Raw genomic sequence first — 20,530 nt, 5'->3', positions numbered from 1 at the left:
CGCCCGCCCCTCAGAGCCTTTCCTGGGCCGCGGCCGGGGACAGGCCCAGGGCGGCCAGGAAGTCGTCCACGGTGATGATGCCCGGCGGCAAGCACCACCCGCGCCGGCGCAAGCGGGCGGCCAGCTGGCCCATGGGGGGCGGCACCAGGCCCAGCCGCTCCAGCCAGGCAGGCCGGCCGAAGAGTTCCCGGGGCGCGCCGGTCGCCACGATCCGGCCCCGGTCCATCACCGCCACCCGGCGGGCCTTGGCCGCTTCTTCGAGGAAGTGGGTGATGAGGACCACGCTGATCCCGTTCTCCCGGTGGAGCCGGCCCACGGTGTCCAGCACCTCCGCCCGGCCGGCGGGGTCCAGCATGGCCGTGGCTTCGTCCAGCACCAGGCAGGCGGGTTCCATGGCCAGCATGCCGGCCAGGGCCACCCTTTGCTTCTGCCCGCCGGACAGGCGGTGGGGCGGGTCGGCGCGCCGCTCCCACAGGCCGACCGCCTCCAGGGCGGCCCGCACCCGGCGCCGGATCTCCTCCCGGGGCAGGCCCAGGTTCTCGGGTCCGAAGGCCACGTCTTCCTCCACCGTGGGGGCCACCAGCTGGTTGTCCGGGTTCTGGAAGACCAGGCCCACCAGCCGCCGGATCTCCCAGCGGGCCTCGGGATCCGCCGTGGAATGGCCTGCCACCCGCACCTCGCCCCGGGTGGGCAGGATCAACCCGTTGAGCAGCCGGGCCAGGGTCGACTTCCCGGATCCGTTGGCGCCGACCACGGCCAAAAACTCACCCCGGCGCACCTCGAGGTCGATGCCCCGCAGGGCTTCGACGGCGTCGGGTTGGCCGGGGTGGTACACGTAACTGGCTTTCCGAACCTCGATCAGTGGTTCCCCCGTCACGGCGCCGGGCCCTCCACCGCCGCGCCGGGCCGGGCCACCGGGGCTCACACCAGCTCCAGAAGCGCCATGGGCGCGCCGTCGCCCCGGCGCGGCTCCAGCTTCAGGACGCGGGTGTAGCCGCCGGCCCGGTCGCTGTAGCGCGGTCCGATGACGTCAAACAGCTTCTTGACCACCTGCTTGTCGTAGAGCACCGCCAGCGCCTGGCGCCGGGCATGAAGGTCGCCGCGGCGGGCCAGGGTGATCAGGTGCTCGGCCAGCCGCTGGGCCTCCCGGGCCCGGGTTTCGGTGGTCTCGATGCGCTCGTGGATGAACAGCGACGTCACCAGGTTCCGGACCAGGGCCTGGCGCTGGTCCGTGGGCCGGTTCAACCGGGATTTGTGGGCCATGATCATTCCCTCCTGCTGCCTGCCCCCGGCCGGTCCCAGGGCCGGGCCGTCAGTCCTCAGGCTGCTTCAGCGACAGCCCCAGGGCAGCCAGCTTCTCCTCCACTTCCTCCAGCGACTTCTTGCCAAGGTTGCGCACCCGCATCATGTCCTCGGGGGTCTTCTCCACCAGCTCGCCGATGGTGTTGATGCCCGCCCGCTTCAGGCAGTTGTAGGAGCGCACCGACAGATCCAGCTCGTCGATGCTCATCTCCAGCAGCTTGGCGCGGGCATCGTCTTCCTTCTCGACGGCCGTCCCGGTGCCCCGCGCCTGGTCGGTCAGGGTGAGGAACAGGGCCAGGTGATCCGTCAGGATCTGGGCCGCCTGGCTGGCCGCCTCATCGGGCGCGATGGTGCCGTTGGTCCAGACCTCCAGGGTCAAACGGTCGTAATCCGTCACCTTCCCCACCCGGGTGTTCTCCACCTGGAAGTTCACCTTGCGGATGGGCGTGAAGATGGAATCGACGGGAATCACCCCGATGCTGCGGTCGGGGTCCTTGTTGCGGTCGGCCGGCACGTAACCGCGGCCCCTCTGCACCGTCATTTCCATGAAGAGCCGGCCGTCGGGTTCCAGCGTGGCGATCAGGTGATCGCCGTTGACGATCTCCACGTCCGGCGGCGTGATGATGTCGGCCGCCCGCACCTCCCCCTCGCCCTGGGCCTCGATGCGCAGGACCTGGGGTTCGTCGGTATACATCTTGATGGCCAGTTCCTTCAGGTTGAGGATGATCTCCGTCGTATCCTCGACCACGCCCGGCAGGGTGGAGAACTCGTGCAGCACCCCTTCGATGCGCACGCTGGTGACCGCCGCGCCGGGCAAGGACGAAAGCAGGACCCGGCGCAGGGCATTGCCGAGGGTAATGCCGTACCCGCGCTCCAGCGGCTCGACGACGAACCGGCCGTACGTCCCGTCGTCGCTGAGCTCCACCGTTTGGATGGTCGGCTTCTCCATCTCGCTCATGGCTCCGCCCCTCCTGTCGAGCCGCCGACAGCGGGCCTGCGCCGGATCAGACGCGGCGCCGCTTCGGCGGGCGGCACCCGTTGTGGGGGATGGGGGTGACGTCCTTGATGGCGGTCACTTCCAGGCCCGTGGCCTGCAGGGAGCGGATCGCCGCCTCGCGACCCGGACCAGGGCCCTTCACCCAAACCTCCACCTCGCGCATGCCGTGCTCCATGGCCTCGCGGGCCGCCTGCTCGGCGGCCAGCTGGGCCGCATAGGGCGTGCCCTTCTTCGACCCGGTGAAGCCGTTGGTGCCGCCCGACCCGAAGGCGATGGCGTTGCCCTGCAGGTCGGTGATGGTGACAATGGTGTTGTTGAAGGTCGACCGGATGTGGGCGATACCCCGCTCCACGTTCTTCCGGTCCTTGCGGCGCAGCCGGGTTGCCGCCCCCCGGCGGCCACCCCGGCGCGGTGCGCCCGGTCGTGCCATGGGCCAGCCTCCTTAACCCTTACTTCTTGCCCGGCCGCTTCTTGCCGGCCACCGTGCGGCGCGGTCCCTTGCGCGTCCGGGCGTTGGTCTTGGTGCGCTGCCCGCGCACCGGCAGGCCACGGCGGTGACGCAAGCCGCGGTAGCAGCCGATGTCCATCAGGCGCTTGATGTTGCGCTGGACCTCGCTGCGCAGCTCGCCCTCCACCTTGTAGTCCCGCTCGATGATGGCGCGCAGGCGGTTGATCTCGTCTTCCGTCAGATCCCGCACCCGGGTGTCGGGGTTCACCTGGGCCTTGGCCAGGATCTCCCGGCTGCGGGACAGGCCGATGCCATAAATATAAGGAAGCGCGTACTCGACGCGCTTGTCGCGCGGCAGGTCGACGCCTGCGATGCGGGCCATCCGAACACCTCCAGGCTTAACCCTGCACCTGCTTGTGCTTGGGGTTCTCGCAGATCACCCGCACCTTCCCCTTGCGGCGAATGATCTTGCACTTGTCGCAGATGCGCTTGACCGACGGACGGACCTTCATCGTAAAAGCCTCCTCGCAACTCCGCCCCGCCGGCGCGGGACGGAGCCGGCCCAGGCTGCGGTTCCCTTGCCTCACGGGTCGCGGCTGGCCGGATCAACTCCGGTGGCGGTAGGTAATGCGCCCCCGGGTGAGATCGTATGGAGACAATTCCAGGGTGACGCGGTCGCCGGGCAAAATACGGATGAAATGCATGCGGATCTTGCCCGAGACATGGGCCATGACTTTATGGCCATTATCCAATTCTACACGAAACATCCCGTTAGGCAAGGGCTCCACCACGGTCCCCTGGACCTCCACCACGTTCTCCTTGCGTGCCACGGCCTCACCCCCCTTGCACCTCCGGCTTCTGGTCCGCGCTGTCCTTCTCCCCGAAGTACTGGGCCACCAGGCCGCTTAGCGCCCGGCGGAGCTCGGCATTGCTGGGCCGCTGGCCGGCCTCCAGGCGCTGGCGGATCTCTTCCGCCCAGGCGTGATGGAACACCAGGTGGCGCACGTTCTTCCGCTTCGGCCGGTCCGCCGGGCGCAGGTCGCCGTCGGCCACCAGGACGAACCGGTCATCCAGGACGCCCACCACCAGGTACGGGCGCCCCTGGTCGCGCCCGGCGCGGGATGTGACCAGTTGCCCGATGGACTGGTGCACGAAGCCACCTCCGGCCACAATTTATAGTATGGCCAGGCCATTGCCTCAAGATTCCGGTCCTGGCCGCTATTGTCGGCTGTGGTTCAGAAGGCGCCGCCCGTCAGGACCTCCGGCCCGCCGGCGGTGATCAGCACCGTATGCTCGAAATGGGCGGACAGGCTGCCGTCGGCGGTGCGCACCGTCCAGCCGTCGGGGTCCGTCCGGACCGCATGGCCGCCGGCGTTGACCATGGGCTCGATGGCGATCACCAGGCCGGGCCGCAGGCGCAGGCCGGTGCCGGGCTGCCCGTAATTGGGCACCTGGGGATCTTCATGCATGGCCCGCCCGATGCCGTGGCCCGCATAGTCCCGGACCACGGAGAAGCCCGCGGCCTCCACGTACTCCTGCACGGCATACCCGATGTCGCCCAGCCGGTTGCCGGCGCGGGCGGCGGCGATCCCCCGGGCCAGGGATTCCCGGGTCACCTCCAGCAGCCGCCGGGCTTCGGGGGAGGCCTCGCCCACCGCGAAGGTGGCGGCCGAGTCGCCGTAGTAGCCGTGGTACCGCGCGCCCACGTCGATGGAGACCAGGTCCCCTTCCCGGATCACCCGGTGGGGGCTGGGGATGCCGTGGACCACCTCGTCGTTGATGGACGTGCAGATGCTGGCCGGGAAGCCCTGATAGCCCTTGAAGGCCGGTTCCGCCCCCGCCTCCCGGATCAGGCGTTCGGCCAGCCGGTCCAGCTCTGCCGTGGTGATCCCCGGGCGCAGGGCAGCCGCCAGTTCCCGCAGGACGGCGGCCACGATCCGCCCAGCCTCCCGCATGTACCGGATCTCCCGCTCCGACTTGAGCTCGATCATGCGCCAACCCCCGTGATCCGGGCGATCTCCGCCTCTACCGCGTCGATGGGCCGGCCCGCGTCCACCGTGTGGAGAAGGCCGGCCTCCCGGTAGTAGCGGACCAGGGGTTCGGTCTGCTGGCGGTACACCGCCAGCCGCTGCCGCACCGTCTCCTCCCGGTCGTCGGAGCGCTGCACCAGCTCCGCACCGCAGCGATCGCAGCGCCCCTCCACCTGCGGCGGCTCGAAGCGGACGTGATAGGTGGCCCCACAAGCGGGGCAGACGCGCCGGCCGCTGAGGCGTTCCACCACCACCGCATCGGGCACGTCGAAGTACAGGACCCCGTCCAGGCGGGCACCCAGCCCTGCCAGCACCTCGTTGAGGCCTTCCGCCTGGGGCACGGTGCGCGGGAACCCGTCCAGCAGGAACCCCTTGCGGCAGTCGGGCTGCGCCAGCCGCTCCCGGACCAGGCCCAGGGTCACCTGGTCGGGCACCAGCTGGCCGGCCTCCATGTAGCGCTTGGCTTCCAGTCCCAGCGGCGTCCCTTCCCGCACCGCCGCGCGGAACATGTCCCCCGTGGCGATCTGGGGCACGCCGGCCCGCTGGGCCAGACGCGCCGCCTGGGTTCCCTTCCCCGCGCCAGGCGGACCGAGAAAGATCCAGCGCACGTTACCCCTCCCCACCAGGGCCCCTACCAGGCCCCACCGGCGACCCGCCGGGTTCCCCCCGCCGGGCGCCGGGCGTCCTGCTTCAGCCGGTCCCGGCCGGCTTCCAACCGGCCTCTCCTGCCCCAGCCACCGCTCCACCGGACTCGCCACCCACCGGACTCGCCACCCGCCGCGGGGCCGGCGCCGCCCCCGACCCTGCCGGCGGGGTTCCGCCGGCTGCGGCCCCGCCGGCCGGCACCACCCCCGCGGCGACCACCGCGCCCGGCAAGGACCGAGGCCCGGGCCGGTTCCACCGGCCGGCGGGCCTCAGCGCTTCATGAAGCCCTGGTACTGGCGCATCAGCAGGTGGGCTTCGATCTGCTTCATGGTCTCCAGGGCGACACCCACTACGATGAGCAGGGCCGTCCCGCCAAAGTATATGGAGGCGATGTTGGTCACGCCCCGCACCAGGAGGGGCAGGACGGAGATCAGCGCCAGGAACAGCGCGCCGAAGACGGTGATGCGGGTGACCACCCGGGCCAGGTACTCCGCCGTCGGCCGGCCCGGCCGCAGGCCGGGGATGTAGCCGCCGTACTTGCGCAGGTTGTCGGCGATGTCCTGGGGGTTGAACGTGATGGCCGTGTAGAAGAACGTGAAGCCCACGATCAACCAGAAGTACACCGCGGTGTTGAGCGGTGTCCCCCAGTCGAACCACCGCGCCAGGAACTGGGCCCAGCCTGCCCGCGGGAAGAACCCGGCTACCGTCAGGGGCAGTCCGACCAGCGAGGCGGCGAAGATCACCGGGATCACCCCGGCCTGGTTCACCCGGATGGGGATGTGGGTGCTCTGGCCGCCGTAGATGCGCCGTCCCACCACCCGCTTGGCGTACTGCACGGGGATCCGCCGCTGGCCCTCGGTCACCCAGACCACGGCCACGATGACCACCAGCCCCAGGACCACCAGCAGGAGGATCTGGAACAGGTTGACCGACCCGGCCCGCCACATCTCGGCCAGGGTCACCAGCCCGTGGGGCAGGCGCGAGACGATGCCCGCGAAAATCAGCAGGCTGATCCCGTTGCCGATGCCCTTTTCGGTGATCTGCTCGCCCACCCACATCAAGAGGACGGTGCCGGCCGTCAAGGTGATGGCCACCACCGCCATGCCGGGCAGGCCCGGCCACTCCAAGGCCCCCGCCCGGTTGAGGTAGAAGGCGATGCCGCCGGCCTGCAGCAGGGCCATGACCACGGTGCCGTACCGGGTGAGCTGGGTCAGCTTGCGGCGGCCCTCCTCGCCCTCCTTGGCCAGTTCCTCCAGCCGGGGGATCACCACCGTCAGCAGCTGGACGATGATGGACGAGTTGATGTAGGGCGTGATGCTCATGGCGAACACCGAGACGGTGGCCAGGGCGCCGCCCGCGAACAGGTCCAGCAGCTGGAAGATCGAGCCCGTGGCGAAGAGCGGCGCCACCCGCTCGGCGATCACGCCCGGCGTGGGCACGTGGACCCCCAGCCGGAAGACCAGCAGCATGGCCAGGGTGAACAGGATTCGCGCCCGCAGGTCCTCGATCTTGACGGCCCGGCCCAGGTTGGCCAGCATTTCAGATCACCTCGGCCCGGCCGCCCGCCTGCTCGATCTTGGCGCGGGCCGATGCGCTGAACTTGTGGGCCCGCACCGTGAGGGCCACCTTGAGCTCGCCGTCCCCCAGGATCTTGATGCCGTCCCGGGCATCCTTGACGATGCCCCGCTCCTGCAACAGCTCCGGGGTGACCTCGGTGCCCGGCTCGAACCGGTTCAGCGTCTCCACGTTCACCACGGCGTATTCCTTCTTGAAGGGCGCGTTGGTGAAGCCCCGCTTGGGAATGCGCCGCTGCAGGGGCATCTGGCCGCCTTCGAAGCCTGGCCCCTTGGCGCCGCCCGACCGGGCCTTCTGGCCCTTGGTCCCGCGGCCCGCCGTCTTCCCATGGCCCGAACCGATCCCGCGGCCCACCCGCTTGGGGCGGCGCCGGGCTCCCGGTGCGGGCCTCAGCTCATGCAATCCCGCCATGCTTCCAACCCCCGTCGTCCGGACTCGAAGCCGGCCCGCGCCGGCCGGACGAACCGGCGCGGATCGCGGGTGAACCCCGGCTGCGCAAGCCTCAGCCGATCAGCTGCTCGACGGGCTTGCCCCGCAGCCGGGCCACTTCCTCGGCGCTGCGCAGGGACTTGAGACCTTCCATGGTGGCGTACACCACGTTGGCCGGGTTGCTGGAGCCCAGGGACTTGGTCAGCACATCGCGAATCCCCGCCAGCTCCAGAACGGCCCGCACGGCGCCGCCGGCGATGACCCCCGTGCCCGGCGCCGCCGGCTTCATCAGCACCCGCCCGGCGCCGAACTCGCCCACCACGGGATGCGGGATGGTGGTGCCGACCCGGGGCACCTCGATCATGCTCTTCTTCGCCTTCTGGACCGCCTTGCGGATGGCGTCGGGGATCTCCGCCGCCTTGCCCATGCCGACGCCCACCCGGCCGTTGCCGTCACCGACCACCACCAGGGCGCTGAAGTTGAAGCGCCGGCCACCCTTGACCACCTTGGCCACGCGGTTGATGGCGACCAGCCGCTCCTGCAGCTCGTCCCCGTCCTGCTGCCGCCTGCGATGACGCGCCACGCCGTCCCCTCCTTTCCCTGCGGGGCCTTAGAAGTCCAGACCCGCTTCCCTGGCGGCCTCCGCCAGGGCCTTGACCCGGCCGTGATACTTGTAGCCGCCGCGATCGAAGACCACCTTGCTGATCCCCCGGGCCAGGGCCCGCTGGGCGATGGCCCTCCCGACCACCTTGGCCGCCTCCACGTTGCCGCCGTAGCCTCCCACCGCTTCGCGGAGCTCCGGTTCTACCGTCGAAGCGGCGACCAGGGTGACGCCCGCTTCGTCGTCGATCACCTGGGCGTAGATGTGCTTCAGGCTCCGGAAGACGTTGAGGCGCGGGCGCTCGGCCGTTCCGAGGACCTTCTTGCGGACCCGCCGGTGCCGGCGGTCGCGGGCTTCCTCGCGCGTCTTGGGCTTCCGCGCCATTTCGGACACCCCGTTCCTTCAATTGCTGAGCCTCGTCGGCGTGAGCCTGCTGAATCTCGGCTGCACGGGCCCTTGGTGCCTCGACCGCGTTACTTGCCGGTCTTCGCCGGCCGCAGGGCCACCCGCTCGTCGGTGTACCGGATGCCCCGGGGCCCGTCGGCGTAGCGGAACCGGCTGAGGGGCCGCTTGGCCCGGATGGTGGCCGCCACGTTGCCCACCAGTTCCTTGTCGATGCCCCGGACCACCACGGTGTTGGCCGCCGGGACGTCGATCTCGATGCCCTCCGGCGGCGTGTACTCCACCGGGTGCGAGTAGCCCAGGCTCATCACCAGCTTCCGCCCCTGCTTGGTGGCGCGGTAGCCGGTCCCCTCCAGGGTGAGGGAACGCTCGTACCCCTGGGTCACGCCGGTCACCATGTTGGCCAGCAGGGTGCGGAAGAGGCCGTGCAGTGCCCGGCGCCCCCGCTCGTCGTCCCGGCGGCGCACCTCCACCGTGCCGTCTTCGATCACCACGTCCAGGCCGGCGGGGATGGTGCGCTCCAGCTCACCCTTGGGGCCCTTGACCCGCACCACGTTCCCCTGGACGGTCACCTGGACCCCCTGGGGAATGGGAATGGGCTTCTTGCCAACCCGCGACACGCAATCCACCTCCCGCTGCCAGATTCCCGCGCCGGGCCCTTACCAGATGTAGCACAGCACCTCGCCGCCGACGCCCTCCGCCCGGGCTTGCTTGTCGGTCATGATGCCCCGGGAGGTGGAGAGCACCGCGATGCCGAGCCCGCCCAGCACCCGCGGAATCTGGTCCTTGCGGGCATAGATCCGCCGCCCGGGCCGGGAGATGCGCTTGAGCCCCTGGATGACCCGCTTCTTGCCCGGGCCGTACTTGAGGAAGATGCGGATAACGCCCTGCTTGCCGTCATCGATCCACTGGTAGTCGTGGATGAACCCTTCCTGCTTCAAGATGTCCGCGATAGCTCGCTTGATCTTGGACCCCGGCACGTCGACCCGCTCATGCCCCACGGTGTACGCGTTGCGGATCCGCGCCAGCATATCCGCGATGGGGTCGGTCATGGTCATGGGCAGAACCCCCTTTCCCGCTACGCCGGGAGCTCACCAGCTGGCCTTCTTCACGCCCGGGATCTCGCCGCGGTGGGCCAGCTGCCGGAAGCAGTGCCGGCACAGTCCGAAGCGCCGCATGTAGCCGCGGGGCCGGCCGCAGATCCGGCAGCGGTTGCGCCGGCGCACTTCAAACTTGGGCTCGCGGCTGGCCTTGACGATCAGCGCCTTGCGCGCCATGAAGCCACCTCCTCACTGGCGGAATGGCAGGCCCAGCAGGCGCAGCAGCTCCCGCGCCTCCTCGTCGGTCTTGGCCGTGGTCACGATGGTCACGTCCATGCCCCGGACCTTCTCGATGTCGTCGTAGTCGATCTCGGGGAAGATCAGCTGCTCCCGCAGCCCCAGGGAATAGTTCCCGCGCCCGTCGAAGCTGTCGGGCGAGAGGCCGCGGAAGTCGCGCACCCGGGGCAGCGCCAAAAAGATCAGCCGGGTCAGGAAGTCCCACATCCGCTGCTTGCGCAGGGTCACCTTGCAGCCGATGGGCATGCCCGCCCGCACCTTGAAGGCGGAGATCGACTTCTTGGCCCGGGTCACCATGGGCCGCTGCCCCGTGATCAGGGCCAGTTCCTTCACCGCCGAGTCCAGGAGCTTCGGGTTCTGGATGGCGTCCCCCACGCCCATGTTGATGACGACCTTCTCGATGCGGGGGACCTCCATGATGCTCTTGTACCCGAAGCGCTGCATCAGCGCCGGGACGACTTCCTTCTCGTACTTTTCCTTCAGGTTGGTCACCACGGTGGCCATGGTCGTACCCTCCCGTGCCGGCGCCGCGCCGGTCCCTGCCGGCCGTTCGCGCCGGCCTCGCTGCTGCCCTTGCGGACGAACCCGGCCGGTCCGGGGCAGGGCCTCAGCGGTCGATGACCTCGCCGCACTTCTTGCAGGCCCGGACCCGGCGGCCGTCGTCCAGCTGCTTCTTGGCCACGCGGGTGGGCTGGCCGCACCGGGGGCAGACCAGCATCACGTTGGAGCGGTGAATGGGCGCCTCGCGCTCGATGATGCCGCTCTGCACCACCCCGGGCCGCGGCCGCTGGTGGCGCTTGACGATGTTGACGCCCTCCACCACCACCCGCTCCTCGGCGGGCAGGGCCCGCAGCACCTTGCCCTTCTTGCCGGCGTCCTTGCCGGCGATGACCAGGACCGTATCGCCCTTGCGAATGGTCATCTTGCGCGCCATGGGGGACCCCCTTTCCGCGCGGCTCCCCTCCCGGGCACGCCCGCCGGATCACAGCACCTCGGGCGCCAGGGAGATGATGCGCATGAACTGCTTATCCCGCAGCTCCCGGGCCACGGGGCCGAAGATGCGGGTTCCCCGCGGCTCGTGGGCGTCCCGCAGGATCACCGCCGCATTGTCGTCGAAGCGGATGTGGGTGCCGTCCTCCCGGCGCAGGCCGTGGCGGGTGCGCACCACCACCGCCCGCACCACGTCACCCTTCTTGACCACGCCCCCGGGCGTCGCGGCCTTGACCGATGCCACCACCACGTCGCCGATGTTGCCGTACCGCCGCGCGGAACCGCCCAGGACGCGAATCACCATCAGCTCTTTGGCGCCGGTGTTGTCGGCGACGACCAGGCGCGACTGCGGCTGGATCATCCGTCACCCCTCCTTGCCGGCGCGGCCAGCGGCTCAGGCCGGAGGCTGCTCTTCTTCCGGCAGGTCCTCCGCGGCCAGGGCCGCCAGCTGCGGCCGATCCAGGATCTCCACCACCCGCCACCGCTTGTGGCGGCTCAGGGGGCGGGTCTCCATGATCCGCACCTTGTCGCCCACCCGGCATTCGTTGTTCTCGTCGTGGGCCATGAACTTCTTGGTGCGGCGAATGCGCTTCCCGTAGAGCGGGTGGGGCACCAGCGACTCTACCGCCACCACCACGGTCTTGTCCATCTTGTCGCTGACCACCACGCCGACCCGCGTCTTGCGCTTGCCCCGTTCCTGGGCCATCGACCGGATTACCTCCCTTCGCTACCGGTGCCCCGCAGGGCAGCCAGCTCCCGCTGCCGCTGGATGGTCTGAACCCGGGCGATGTCCCGCCGCACCTGGCGCAGGCGCATGGGGTTGTCGAGCTGGCCGGTGGCGGCCTGGAACCGCAGGTTGAACAGCTCTTCCTTGAGGTCGCGGAGCTTCTTGTTCAGCTCCTCGTCGGACAGTTCCCGCAGCTCCTTAGCCTTCATGGGCCTCACCACCCACCGCGCGGGCGACGAACTTGGTCTTGATGGGCAGCTTGTGGGACGCCAGCCGCATGGCCTCCCGGGCCGTCTCTTCCGGCACGCCGGCGATCTCGAAAAGGACGCGGCCGGGCTTCACCACCGCCACCCAGTACTCCGGGCTGCCCTTGCCGCTACCCATGCGGGTTTCGGCGGGCTTCTTGGTCACGGGCTTGTCGGGAAAGATCTTGATCCACACCTTGCCACCGCGGCGGATGTAACGGGTCATGGCCACGCGGGCCGCCTCGATCTGCCGGTCGGTGATCCAGCCCCGCTCCAGGGCCTGCAAACCGTACTCGCCGAAGGTCACGGTGTTGCCCCGCTGGGCCACACCCCGCATCCGGCCGCGGTGCTGCTTGCGCCACTTGACGCGCTTGGGCATCAACATGGCTTATCGGCCTCCCTGGGCGCCCTGCTCGGCGGCCTCTGCCGGCCGCTTGGCCTCGGGCAGGACCTCCCCGCGGTTGATCCATACCTTCACGCCGATCTGTCCGTAGGTGGTGAACGCCTCGGCCTGGCCGTAGTCGATGTCGGCCCGCAGGGTGTGCAGGGGCACCGACCCCTCCGCCGTCCACTCGCTGCGGGAGATCTCGGCGCCGCCCAGGCGGCCGGATACCCGGATCTTGCAACCCTTGGCGCCCGCCCGCATGGTCCGCTGCAGGGCCTGCTTCATGGCCCGCCGCCAGGCCACGCGCCGCTGGATCTGGGCGGCGATGCTCTCGGCCACCAGCTGGGCGTCCAGCTCGGGCTCCTTGACCTCGACCACGTTGATGGCCACCTGCCGGCCGGTCATCCGCTCCAGTTCCTGCCGGAGGCTTTCGACGCCGGTGCCGCCCTTGCCGATGACCATACCCGGCTTGCCGGCGTGGATGGTCAGGCGGATGCGGTTGGCCGCGCGCTCGATCTCCACCCGGGAGATGCCGGCGTCATACAGGCGCTTCTTGATGTACCGGCGGATCCGCTGGTCCTCCAGCAGCAGGTCGACGAACTCCTGCCGCCGGGCATACCAGCGGGAATCCCAGTCGCGAATGATACCCAGGCGAAACCCCTTCGGGTGCGTCTTCTGGCCCACCTTAACCCTCCTTTCTCTCCGCCACGATCACCGTCACGTGGCTGGTGGGCTTCAGGATGGGGAAAGCCCGCCCCCGCGCCCGCGGCCGCCAGCGCTTGAGCCGCGGCCCCTCGTCCACGTACGCCTTGACAATGTAAAGCCGGTCCTCGTCCAGGTCGTGGTTGTTGGTGGCGTTGGCCACTGCCGAGCGAACCACCTTTTCCACGATCCGCGCCGCCCGCTTGGGCGTGAAGCGCAGCAGGGTCAGAGCCTCGCCCACGGGCTTGCCGCGGACGAGGTCCACCACCTGGCGCGCCTTGCGCGGCGACAGCCGGACGAATCGAGCCACCGCCCGGGCCTCCATGGTGTTCCCTCCTTGGCGGCCCGCCCTCACCGCACCCGGGCCTGCCGCTCCGTCTTGTCGGCGTGGCCGCGGAAGGTGCGGGTGGGCGCGAACTCACCCAGCTTGTGACCGATCATGTCTTCGGTGATGTAGACAGGGACGTGCTTGCGCCCGTCATGCACGGCGATGGTGTGCCCCACCATCTCCGGCACGATGGTGCTGTCCCGGGACCAGGTCCGGATGACCCGGCGCTGGTTCTTCTCGTTCAGGGCCTGGATCTTCTTCAGCAGCTTCGGGTCGACGTACGGCCCCTTCTTCAGCGATCGCCCCATCCAGCCTGCACCTCCTTTACCCGGGCTGACGGCTTGCACCCCGGGCGGCGGGCCCGCCCCCGTTGCGGGGCGACCCGCCCTGCCGCCGGCCGCCGGGCCGCGGCCGGGCACCCGCACCTGACGAACCGGCCTACTTGCGGCGCCGGACGATCAGGCGATCCGAGGGCTTCTTCTTGCGCGTCTTCTTGCCCAGGGCCGGCTTGCCCCACGGCGTCACCGGATGGCGGCCGATGGGTGCCTTGCCTTCGCCACCGCCGTGGGGGTGGTCCACCGGGTTCATCACCGAACCGCGGACCGTGGGCCGGCGGCCCAGCCAGCGGCTCCGGCCCGCCTTGCCGATGGTCACGTTCTCGTGGTCCAGGTTGCCAACCTGGCCGATGGTCGCCTTGCACTCCAGCCGGACCAGCCGCACCTCGCCCGAGGGCAGGCGCAGGTGGGCGTAGTCGCCCTCCTTGGCCGCCAGCTGGACCTCCGCACCGGCGGCCCGGGCCAGCTGCCCGCCCTTGCCCGGCTTGAGCTCCACGTTGTGGATCGTGGTGCCCACGGGGATGTTGCGCAGGGGCAGGGCGTTGCCCGGCCGGATGTCGGCGTCGGGACCGGACATCACGGTGTCGCCCACCTTGAGGCCGACGGGCGCCAGGATGTAGCGCTTCTCGCCGTCGGCGTAGTGCAGCAGGGCGATGAAGGCCGTCCGGTTGGGATCGTACTCGATGGACGCCACCCTGGCCGGCACGCCGTCCTTGTCCCGCTTGAAGTCGATGATGCGGTACAGCCGCTTGTGTCCGCCGCCCCGGTGGCGCACGGTGATGCGCCCCTGGGCGTTGCGGCCCGCCTTCTTCTTCAGCGGCGCCACCAGCGACTTCTCGGGTTCGTCCCGGGTGACGATCTGCTTGTAGTCCAGCACCGTCATCTGGCGCCGGCCAGGGGACGTGGGCTTGTACTTGCGAACCGCCATGGTCAGAGCCCCCTTCGGGCGCCCGGCAGGGCCCGGCGCCCTCCACGCCTCACGGGTTCACCACCCGCGTCAGGACACGTCCTCGAAGAACTCCTTGATGCGGTGCCCTTCCGCCAGGGTGACGATGGCCTTCTTGGCGTCGGGCTGGTAACCGGCGAACCGGCCGACCCGGCGCAGCTTGCCCCGCACCCGCACGGTGTTCACCTTGGCCACCCGCACCTTGAAGATCTGTTCCACGGCCCGCTTGATCTGGGTCTTGTTGGCCTTCGGGTGCACGAGAAAGGTGTACTTGTTGTCGGCCAGCTGCTGCATGCTCTTCTCCGTGATCACCGGGCGCAGGATGACATCATGGGGATCGGTGATCATGCCCCCAGCACCTCCTCCGCCCGCTCCACGGCTTCCCGGGCCAGGACCACGTGGCCGTGGCGCAGCACCTGATAGACGTTGAGCCGGTCCACCGTCTCGGTGTCGGCTCCCGGCAGGTTGCGCACCGACAGGTAGAGCGTCTTGTTCGGTTCCGCCAGGACGAACAGGGGCCGCTTGCCCTCCAGGTCGAGGCGCCGGATCAGGGCCGCCATCTCGCGGGTACGGGGCCGCTCCAGCCCCAGGTCATCGAGCCCCTCCAGCACGATCAGCTCGCCGTCGGCCACCTTGGCCGACAGGGCGGACCGCAGCGCGGCCCGGCGCGCCTTCTTGGGCAGGTCCTGGGTATAGTCCCGCGGCTGGGGGCCGAAGACGATACCGCCCTTGCGCCACTGGGGCGCCCGGATGCTGCCCTGCCGGGCCCGGCCCGTGCCCTTCTGCCGCCAGGGCTTGCGGCCGCCGCCCGAGACCATGCCCCGGGTCTTGGTGGCCGCCGTTCCCCGGCGCTGGTTCGCCAGGTAGCGGACCACAGCCTGGTGCATCAGGGCCTCCCGCACCGGGGCGCCGAAGACCGCGTCGCTCAGCTCGATCTCCCCGACCCGCTCGCCCTGGGTGTTGTAAACCGCCACCCTCGGCATGGGGTTGTCCTCCTTTCGCCGCCCGCCGGGCCTCACGCCGGCCGCGTCTTGCGCGGGACGTTGGTCTTGCGGATGGCGACCACGCTACCCCGCGGCCCGGGTACGGCGCCCTTCACCAGCAGCAGGTTGCGTTCGGGATCCACCCGCACCACCTGCAGGCCCCGCACCGTGACCCGCCGGTTGCCGGTCCGGCCCGCCATCCGGCGCCCCTTGAACACCCGGCCGGGGAAGGTCGACGGCGCCAGGGAGCCGGGGCCGCGGTGGTACTTGGAGCCGTGGCTCATGGGTCCCCGGCCGAACCCGTGCCGGGCCACCGGGCCCAGGAAGCCCTTGCCCTTGGAGGTCCCGGTGACGTCCACGTACTCCCCGGCCTTGAACAGCTCCACCGTGAGCTGCTGGCCGACTTCGGGCATGGGCTCCCCCTCGCCCTCCAGCCGGAACTCCCGCAGCACGCGCACGGGATTCACCCCGGCCCGGGCAAAGTGGCCCGCCATCGGCTTGTTCACCTTGCGGGGCTTGATCTCGCCAAAGCCCAGCTGGACCGCCCGGTAACCGTCCCGCTCCTGGGTGCGGGTCTGCACCACCACGCAGGGCCCCGCCTGGATCACGGTGACGGGCACCGCCCGGCCTTCGTCGTCGAAGATCTGCGTCATGCCCAGCTTGCGACCCAACAGGCCGACGCCCATGGGTTGCACCTCCGTTTGCCGTCCTGCCCCTTGCCCGAACGCCTGGCCAAACCAAGGACTCGGCTCAGAGCTTGATCTCGATGTCGACCCCTGCAGGCAGGTCGACCCGCCGCAGCGCATCGATGGTCTTGGGCGTCGGGTCGATGATGTCGATCAGGCGCTTGTGGGTGCGCATCTCGAACTGCTCGCGATGGTCCTTCTCGCCGTTGGGTGCCGTCAGGACCGTGAACACGCTGCGTTCCGTGGGCAGCGGCACGGGCCCGGAAATCTTGGCCCCCGTGCGCCGCGCGGTCTCCACGATCTTGTCGGCCGACTGGTCGAGCACGCCGTGGTCGAACGCCCGCAGCTTGATCCGGATCTTTTGCCGGGCCATCGGTTGTCCCCCCTTGCGCTCTCGTCCCAACCGGACCTACTCCAGGATCTTGGTGACGACGCCGGCGCCCACGGTGCGGCCGCCCTCGCGGATGGCGAACCGCAGCCCTTCCTCGATGGCGATGGGGGTGATCAGCTCCACCGTCATCTCGATGTTGTCCCCGGGCATGCACATCTCCACGCCCTCCGGCAGCTTGATCTCCCCCGTCACGTCCGTCGTCCGGAAGTAGAACTGCGGCCGGTACCCGTTGAAAAACGGCGTGTGCCGCCCGCCCTCTTCCTTCTTCAGCACGTACACGTTCCCCATGAACTTCTTGTGCGGGTTGATCGTCCCCGGCTTGGCCAGCACCTGGCCCCGCTCCACCTCGTCCTTGTCGATCCCCCGCAGCAGGCACCCGATGTTGTCCCCCGCCACCGCCTCGTCCAGCACCTTCCGGAACATCTCCACGCCCGTCACAACCGTCTTCCGCGGCTTGTCGGTGAAGCCCACCAGCTCCACCTCGTCGCCCACCTTCACCCGGCCCCGCTCCACGCGGCCCGTCGCCACCGTCCCGCGCCCCGTGATGGAGAACACGTCCTCCACCGGCATCAGGAACGGCTTATCCACATCCCGCTGCGGCGTCGGAATGTACTCGTCCACCGCCTTCATCAGGTCCAAAATCGCCTGCTCCGCCGCCGCATCCCCCTCCAGGGCCTTCAGCGCCGACCCCTTGATCACCGGCACCTCGTCCCCCGGAAAGTCGTACTGGCTCAAAAGCTCCCGTACCTCAAGCTCCACCAGCTCCAATAGCTCCGGATCGTCCACCATGTCCACCTTGTTCAAAAACACCACGATGTACGGCACGCCCACCTGCCGCGCCAGCAAGATGTGCTCCCGCGTCTGCGGCATCGGCCCGTCCGCCGCCGACACCACCAGAATCGCCCCGTCCATCTGCGCCGCGCCCGTGATCATGTTCTTCACGTAGTCCGCGTGCCCCGGGCAGTCCACGTGCGCGTAATGCCGCGCGTCCGTCTCGTACTCCACGTGCGCCGTCGCAATCGTGATCCCGCGCTCCCGCTCCTCCGGCGCCTTGTCGATCTGGTCGTAGGCCACAAACTGCGCCTTCCCCTGCTTCGACAGCACCTTCGTGATCGCCGCCGTCAGCGTCGTCTTCCCGTGGTCCACGTGCCCGATGGTCCCCACGTTCACGTGCGGCTTCGTCCGCTCGAACTTGGCCTTGGCCATGGGGTAATCGCCTCCTTGCACCCTGTTCTGCTGCCGCTGTTCTGCTGTGGCTCCGCCCGTTCTGGCGCCCTCTGGCCGGCGGGCTGCCGGGATCAGGGACGTCCGGCCGCCGCCGCCTTCGCCCTCGGCCGCTGCCGGCCCGCGCCGGACGCTAGCGGGCCGCCCGGGCCCGGTCGCCCCGGGCCTCGATGATCTGGTCGGCGATGTTGCGCGGCACCTGCTCGTAATGGCTGAACTGCATGGTGTAGGTGCCGCGCCCCTGGGTCTTGGACCGCAGGTCCGTGGCGTAGCCGAACATCTCCGCCAGCGGGACCAGGGCCCGGATCACCTGCAGCCCGCCGGCGTCGGGCTCCATGCCCTCGACCCGGCCGCGGCGGGCGTTGATGTCGCCGATGACGTCGCCCATGTACTGCTCGGGCACCACCACTTCGACCTTCATGATGGGCTCCAGCAGCACCGGGCCCGCCTGCTGGGCCGCATTGCGCAGGCCCATGGAGCCGGCGATCTTGAAGGCCATCTCCGAGGAGTCCACCTCGTGGTACGAGCCATCCACCAGGGTGACCCGCACGTCCAGCATGGGATAGCCGGCCAGGATGCCGTTCTCCAGCGCCTCCCGGACGCCGGCTTCCACCGCCGGGATGTACTCCTTGGGCACCACGCCACCGACGATCTTGTTGACGAACTCGAACCCGGAGCCGGGCTCCATGGGCTCGATCTCCAGCACCACGTGGCCGTACTGGCCGCGGCCGCCGGTCTGCCGGATGTACTTGCCCTCGGCCCGCGCCGGCCGGGTGATGGTCTCCTTGTAAGCCACCTGGGGCTTGCCGACGTTGGCCTGCACCTTGAACTCCCGCATCAGGCGGTCGACGATGATCTCCAGGTGCAGCTCGCCCATGCCGGAGATGATGGTCTGGCCCGTTTCCTCGTCGGTGTGGACCCGGAAGGTCGGGTCCTCCTCGGCCAGCTTGTTGAGCGACTCGCCCAGCTTGTCCTGATCGGCCTGGGTCTTGGGCTCGATGGCCACCGAGATCACCGGCTCGGGGAACTCCATGGACTCCAGCACGATGGGCGCGTTGGGGTCGCACAGGGTCTCGCCGGTGATGGTGTCCTTCAGGCCGACGGCGGCGGCGATGTCGCCGGTCCAGACCTCGTCGACCTCTTCCCGGTGGTTGGCATGCATCCGCACGATGCGGCCGATGCGCTCCTGCCGGCCCTTGTTGCTGTTGTACACGTAGCTGCCGGCCTTCAGGTGGCCCGAGTAGACCCGGAAGAAGGCCAGCTTGCCCACGTAGGGGTCGGTCATGATCTTGAAGACCAGCGCCGAGAAGGGCTCGTCATCGCTGACCTTGCGCTCGATCTCCTGGCCGGTCTTGGGATCGGTGCCGCGCACGGCCGCGATGTCCAGGGGCGAGGGCAGGTAGTCGACCACCGCATCCAGCAGCAGCTGGACGCCCTTGTTCCGGTAGGCGGAGCCGCACAGCACCGGCACCAGCTGGAGGTTGACCGTGCCCTTGCGCAGGGCGGCGCGGATCTCGCCGGTGGAGATCGGCTCGCCCTCCAGGTATTTCATCATGAGTTCCTCGTCGACCTCGGCCACGGCCTCCAGCAGCTTCTCCCGGTACTCGGCGGCCTGCTCCTGCATCTCGGCCGGGATCTCCGCCGCCTCGTAGCGGGTCCCCAGGTCATCGCGGTAGAAGATGGCCTTCATCTCGACCAGATCGATGATGCCCTGAAAACTGTCCTCGGCCCCGATGGGCAGCTGGATGGCCACCGGGTTGGCGCCCAGCCGCTCCCGCATCTGGTCCAGGACGCGGTAGAAGTTGGCGCCGACCACGTCCATCTTGTTGACAAAGGCGATGCGGGGCACCCGGTACTTGTTGGCCTGGCGCCACACCGTCTCCGACTGGGGCTCCACGCCGCCGCGGGCGGCGAAGATGGCGATCACGCCGTCCAGAACGCGCAGGGAGCGCTCCACCTCGACGGTAAAGTCCACGTGGCCGGGCGTATCAATGATGTTGATCCGGTGATCCCGCCAGAAGCAGGTGGTGGCGGCGGAGGTGATGGTGATGCCGCGCTCCTGCTCCTGCACCATCCAGTCCATGGTGGCGGCGCCTTCGTGGACCTCGCCCATCCGGTGCACGCGCCCCGTGTAGTACAGGATGCGTTCCGTGGTCGTGGTCTTGCCCGCGTCGATGTGGGCGGCGATCCCGATATTGCGCGTGCGCTCCAGGGGATACTCCCGGGGCATGTCGTCCCTCCTTCCTCCGCCGCGCCCGGCCGCCGGCCGCTGCCGGCGGCGCGCCCGCCAGCCTGCTTACCAGCGGTAATGGGCAAAGGCGCGGTTGGCTTCCGCCATGCGATGGACCTCTTCCTTGCGGCGCACGGCGCCACCGGTATTGTTGGCGGCGTCGATCAGTTCATTGGCCAGGCGCTCCACCATGGTCCGCTCGTTGCGCTGGCGGGCGTATTCCACCAGCCACCGGAGCGCCAGGGACAGGCGCCGTTCCGGCCGCACCTCCAGGGGCACCTGGTAGGTGGCACCCCCCACGCGCCGGGGGCGGACCTCCAGCGCGGGCATGGTGTTGCGCACCGCCTGCTCGAACACCTCCAGGGGATCCCGGCCGGTCTTGGCGGCGACGCGCTCGAAGGCCTGGTAGACGATGCGCTGGGCCAGGCTCTTCTTCCCGTCCCACATCACCTTGTTGATGAGCCGGGCCACCCGCTCGCTGCCGTAGACGGGATCCGGCTCCACCGGGCGCCGTGGCACCCTGCCTCGCCTGGGCATGCCCTTCCTCCCTCCATACCGTCCTGCTGGCCGGCTGCCACCGGCCGGGCCTGGA

The 20,530-nt window shown here is 69.7% G+C and carries 34 protein-coding genes; all 34 read right to left on the bottom strand.

The genetic code is table 11. From position 1 onward, the window contains the following. Positions 1-10: 10 nt before the first annotated feature. Positions 11-877 (bottom strand): energy-coupling factor transporter ATPase, encoded by an 867-nt coding sequence (locus THESUDRAFT_RS01155; RefSeq protein ID WP_006902866.1) that lies wholly within the window; start codon positions 875-877, stop codon positions 11-13. Positions 878-921: 44 nt separating this feature from the next. Next, on the bottom strand, positions 922-1,263 hold the full coding sequence (gene rplQ / locus THESUDRAFT_RS01150; RefSeq protein ID WP_006902865.1) for a 50S ribosomal protein L17: 342 nt from the start codon (positions 1,261-1,263) through the stop codon (positions 922-924). Between the two features lie 49 nt (positions 1,264-1,312). Then, positions 1,313-2,260, bottom strand: a complete 948-nt coding sequence (locus THESUDRAFT_RS01145; RefSeq protein WP_006902864.1) for a DNA-directed RNA polymerase subunit alpha — start codon at positions 2,258-2,260, stop codon at positions 1,313-1,315. Positions 2,261-2,306: 46 nt separating this feature from the next. After that, complete coding sequence (gene rpsK, locus THESUDRAFT_RS01140; protein ID WP_006902863.1) at positions 2,307-2,729, bottom strand: 30S ribosomal protein S11; 423 nt, start codon at positions 2,727-2,729, stop codon at positions 2,307-2,309. 19 nt (positions 2,730-2,748) lie between these two features. Further along, a complete protein-coding gene (gene rpsM / locus THESUDRAFT_RS01135) occupies positions 2,749-3,129 on the bottom strand; it encodes a 30S ribosomal protein S13 (protein WP_006902862.1) in 381 nt (126 codons plus the stop codon). A gap of 16 nt (positions 3,130-3,145) precedes the next feature. Further along, the gene (rpmJ, locus tag THESUDRAFT_RS01130; protein ID WP_006902861.1) at positions 3,146-3,259 is read right to left on the bottom strand and encodes a 50S ribosomal protein L36; all 114 of its coding nucleotides are present in this window, start codon (positions 3,257-3,259) and stop codon (positions 3,146-3,148) included. Between the two features lie 93 nt (positions 3,260-3,352). Beyond that, on the bottom strand, positions 3,353-3,577 hold the full coding sequence (infA, locus tag THESUDRAFT_RS01125; protein ID WP_006902860.1) for a translation initiation factor IF-1: 225 nt from the start codon (positions 3,575-3,577) through the stop codon (positions 3,353-3,355). A gap of 4 nt (positions 3,578-3,581) precedes the next feature. Then, the gene (locus THESUDRAFT_RS01120; protein WP_006902859.1) at positions 3,582-3,899 is read right to left on the bottom strand and encodes a KOW domain-containing RNA-binding protein; all 318 of its coding nucleotides are present in this window, start codon (positions 3,897-3,899) and stop codon (positions 3,582-3,584) included. 83 nt (positions 3,900-3,982) lie between these two features. Then, the gene (map, locus tag THESUDRAFT_RS01115) at positions 3,983-4,738 is read right to left on the bottom strand and encodes a type I methionyl aminopeptidase (protein ID WP_006902858.1); all 756 of its coding nucleotides are present in this window, start codon (positions 4,736-4,738) and stop codon (positions 3,983-3,985) included. Further along, positions 4,735-5,385: an adenylate kinase gene (locus tag THESUDRAFT_RS01110; protein ID WP_006902857.1), complete on the bottom strand. Its 651-nt coding sequence runs from the start codon at positions 5,383-5,385 to the stop codon at positions 4,735-4,737. Before THESUDRAFT_RS01110 ends, map begins: the two co-directional genes overlap by 4 nt. A 306-nt stretch (positions 5,386-5,691) precedes the next feature. Further along, positions 5,692-6,960 (bottom strand): preprotein translocase subunit SecY, encoded by a 1,269-nt coding sequence (gene secY, locus THESUDRAFT_RS01105; protein ID WP_006902856.1) that lies wholly within the window; start codon positions 6,958-6,960, stop codon positions 5,692-5,694. Between the two features lies 1 nt (position 6,961). Continuing rightward, positions 6,962-7,408 (bottom strand): 50S ribosomal protein L15, encoded by a 447-nt coding sequence (rplO, locus tag THESUDRAFT_RS01100; RefSeq protein ID WP_006902855.1) that lies wholly within the window; start codon positions 7,406-7,408, stop codon positions 6,962-6,964. A 91-nt stretch (positions 7,409-7,499) separates the two neighbouring features. Next, the gene (gene rpsE, locus THESUDRAFT_RS01095; RefSeq protein ID WP_006902853.1) at positions 7,500-8,009 is read right to left on the bottom strand and encodes a 30S ribosomal protein S5; all 510 of its coding nucleotides are present in this window, start codon (positions 8,007-8,009) and stop codon (positions 7,500-7,502) included. A 27-nt stretch (positions 8,010-8,036) separates the two neighbouring features. Further along, a complete protein-coding gene (rplR, locus tag THESUDRAFT_RS01090; RefSeq protein ID WP_040826147.1) occupies positions 8,037-8,411 on the bottom strand; it encodes a 50S ribosomal protein L18 in 375 nt (124 codons plus the stop codon). Between the two features lie 89 nt (positions 8,412-8,500). Continuing rightward, a complete protein-coding gene (gene rplF, locus THESUDRAFT_RS01085; RefSeq protein WP_006902850.1) occupies positions 8,501-9,049 on the bottom strand; it encodes a 50S ribosomal protein L6 in 549 nt (182 codons plus the stop codon). A 39-nt stretch (positions 9,050-9,088) separates the two neighbouring features. After that, positions 9,089-9,487, bottom strand: coding sequence for a 30S ribosomal protein S8 (rpsH, locus tag THESUDRAFT_RS01080; RefSeq protein ID WP_006902849.1), 399 nt, complete (start codon positions 9,485-9,487; stop codon positions 9,089-9,091). Positions 9,488-9,520: 33 nt separating this feature from the next. Then, entirely contained in the window at positions 9,521-9,706 is a 186-nt protein-coding gene (locus tag THESUDRAFT_RS01075) for a type Z 30S ribosomal protein S14 (protein WP_006902848.1), read from the bottom strand. 12 nt (positions 9,707-9,718) lie between these two features. After that, a complete protein-coding gene (gene rplE, locus THESUDRAFT_RS01070; protein ID WP_006902847.1) occupies positions 9,719-10,270 on the bottom strand; it encodes a 50S ribosomal protein L5 in 552 nt (183 codons plus the stop codon). 103 nt (positions 10,271-10,373) lie between these two features. Then, positions 10,374-10,700 carry a 50S ribosomal protein L24 gene (gene rplX, locus THESUDRAFT_RS01065; RefSeq protein ID WP_006902845.1) on the bottom strand — a complete coding sequence of 109 codons (327 nt, stop codon included), beginning with the start codon at positions 10,698-10,700 and terminating at the stop codon, positions 10,374-10,376. Between the two features lie 48 nt (positions 10,701-10,748). Beyond that, positions 10,749-11,117, bottom strand: a complete 369-nt coding sequence (gene rplN, locus THESUDRAFT_RS01060) for a 50S ribosomal protein L14 (RefSeq protein ID WP_006902844.1) — start codon at positions 11,115-11,117, stop codon at positions 10,749-10,751. Positions 11,118-11,150: 33 nt separating this feature from the next. Beyond that, positions 11,151-11,462 (bottom strand): 30S ribosomal protein S17, encoded by a 312-nt coding sequence (gene rpsQ / locus THESUDRAFT_RS01055; protein WP_006902843.1) that lies wholly within the window; start codon positions 11,460-11,462, stop codon positions 11,151-11,153. Between the two features lie 8 nt (positions 11,463-11,470). Then, complete coding sequence (gene rpmC, locus THESUDRAFT_RS01050) at positions 11,471-11,692, bottom strand: 50S ribosomal protein L29 (protein WP_006902842.1); 222 nt, start codon at positions 11,690-11,692, stop codon at positions 11,471-11,473. Beyond that, complete coding sequence (gene rplP, locus THESUDRAFT_RS01045; RefSeq protein WP_006902841.1) at positions 11,682-12,113, bottom strand: 50S ribosomal protein L16; 432 nt, start codon at positions 12,111-12,113, stop codon at positions 11,682-11,684. Before rplP ends, rpmC begins: the two co-directional genes overlap by 11 nt. A gap of 3 nt (positions 12,114-12,116) precedes the next feature. Further along, positions 12,117-12,797, bottom strand: coding sequence for a 30S ribosomal protein S3 (rpsC, locus tag THESUDRAFT_RS01040; protein ID WP_006902840.1), 681 nt, complete (start codon positions 12,795-12,797; stop codon positions 12,117-12,119). Position 12,798: 1 nt separating this feature from the next. Further along, positions 12,799-13,140: a 50S ribosomal protein L22 gene (rplV, locus tag THESUDRAFT_RS01035; protein WP_006902838.1), complete on the bottom strand. Its 342-nt coding sequence runs from the start codon at positions 13,138-13,140 to the stop codon at positions 12,799-12,801. A gap of 26 nt (positions 13,141-13,166) precedes the next feature. Then, positions 13,167-13,451 (bottom strand): 30S ribosomal protein S19, encoded by a 285-nt coding sequence (rpsS, locus tag THESUDRAFT_RS01030; protein ID WP_006902837.1) that lies wholly within the window; start codon positions 13,449-13,451, stop codon positions 13,167-13,169. A gap of 130 nt (positions 13,452-13,581) precedes the next feature. Next, entirely contained in the window at positions 13,582-14,406 is an 825-nt protein-coding gene (gene rplB / locus THESUDRAFT_RS01025) for a 50S ribosomal protein L2 (protein ID WP_006902836.1), read from the bottom strand. A gap of 69 nt (positions 14,407-14,475) precedes the next feature. After that, positions 14,476-14,772 (bottom strand): 50S ribosomal protein L23, encoded by a 297-nt coding sequence (gene rplW, locus THESUDRAFT_RS01020; RefSeq protein WP_006902835.1) that lies wholly within the window; start codon positions 14,770-14,772, stop codon positions 14,476-14,478. Further along, positions 14,769-15,407 (bottom strand): 50S ribosomal protein L4, encoded by a 639-nt coding sequence (gene rplD / locus THESUDRAFT_RS01015; RefSeq protein WP_006902834.1) that lies wholly within the window; start codon positions 15,405-15,407, stop codon positions 14,769-14,771. The genes rplW and rplD overlap by 4 nt, the downstream gene beginning before the upstream one ends. 32 nt (positions 15,408-15,439) lie before the next feature. Further along, positions 15,440-16,093, bottom strand: a complete 654-nt coding sequence (rplC, locus tag THESUDRAFT_RS01010) for a 50S ribosomal protein L3 (protein ID WP_006902833.1) — start codon at positions 16,091-16,093, stop codon at positions 15,440-15,442. A gap of 64 nt (positions 16,094-16,157) precedes the next feature. After that, a complete protein-coding gene (gene rpsJ, locus THESUDRAFT_RS01005; protein WP_006902832.1) occupies positions 16,158-16,466 on the bottom strand; it encodes a 30S ribosomal protein S10 in 309 nt (102 codons plus the stop codon). A 36-nt stretch (positions 16,467-16,502) separates the two neighbouring features. Then, positions 16,503-17,690 carry an elongation factor Tu gene (gene tuf, locus THESUDRAFT_RS01000; RefSeq protein ID WP_006902831.1) on the bottom strand — a complete coding sequence of 396 codons (1,188 nt, stop codon included), beginning with the start codon at positions 17,688-17,690 and terminating at the stop codon, positions 16,503-16,505. Positions 17,691-17,841: 151 nt separating this feature from the next. After that, complete coding sequence (fusA, locus tag THESUDRAFT_RS00995) at positions 17,842-19,938, bottom strand: elongation factor G (protein WP_006902830.1); 2,097 nt, start codon at positions 19,936-19,938, stop codon at positions 17,842-17,844. A gap of 66 nt (positions 19,939-20,004) precedes the next feature. Beyond that, positions 20,005-20,475 carry a 30S ribosomal protein S7 gene (gene rpsG / locus THESUDRAFT_RS00990; protein ID WP_006902829.1) on the bottom strand — a complete coding sequence of 157 codons (471 nt, stop codon included), beginning with the start codon at positions 20,473-20,475 and terminating at the stop codon, positions 20,005-20,007. Positions 20,476-20,530 lie beyond the last annotated feature (55 nt).

This window comes from Thermaerobacter subterraneus DSM 13965 (assembly GCF_000183545.2).
GTDB classification, from domain to species: Bacteria; Bacillota; Sulfobacillia; order Thermaerobacterales; family Thermaerobacteraceae; genus Thermaerobacter; species Thermaerobacter subterraneus.
This window is presented reverse-complemented; position numbering and strand designations above follow the sequence as displayed.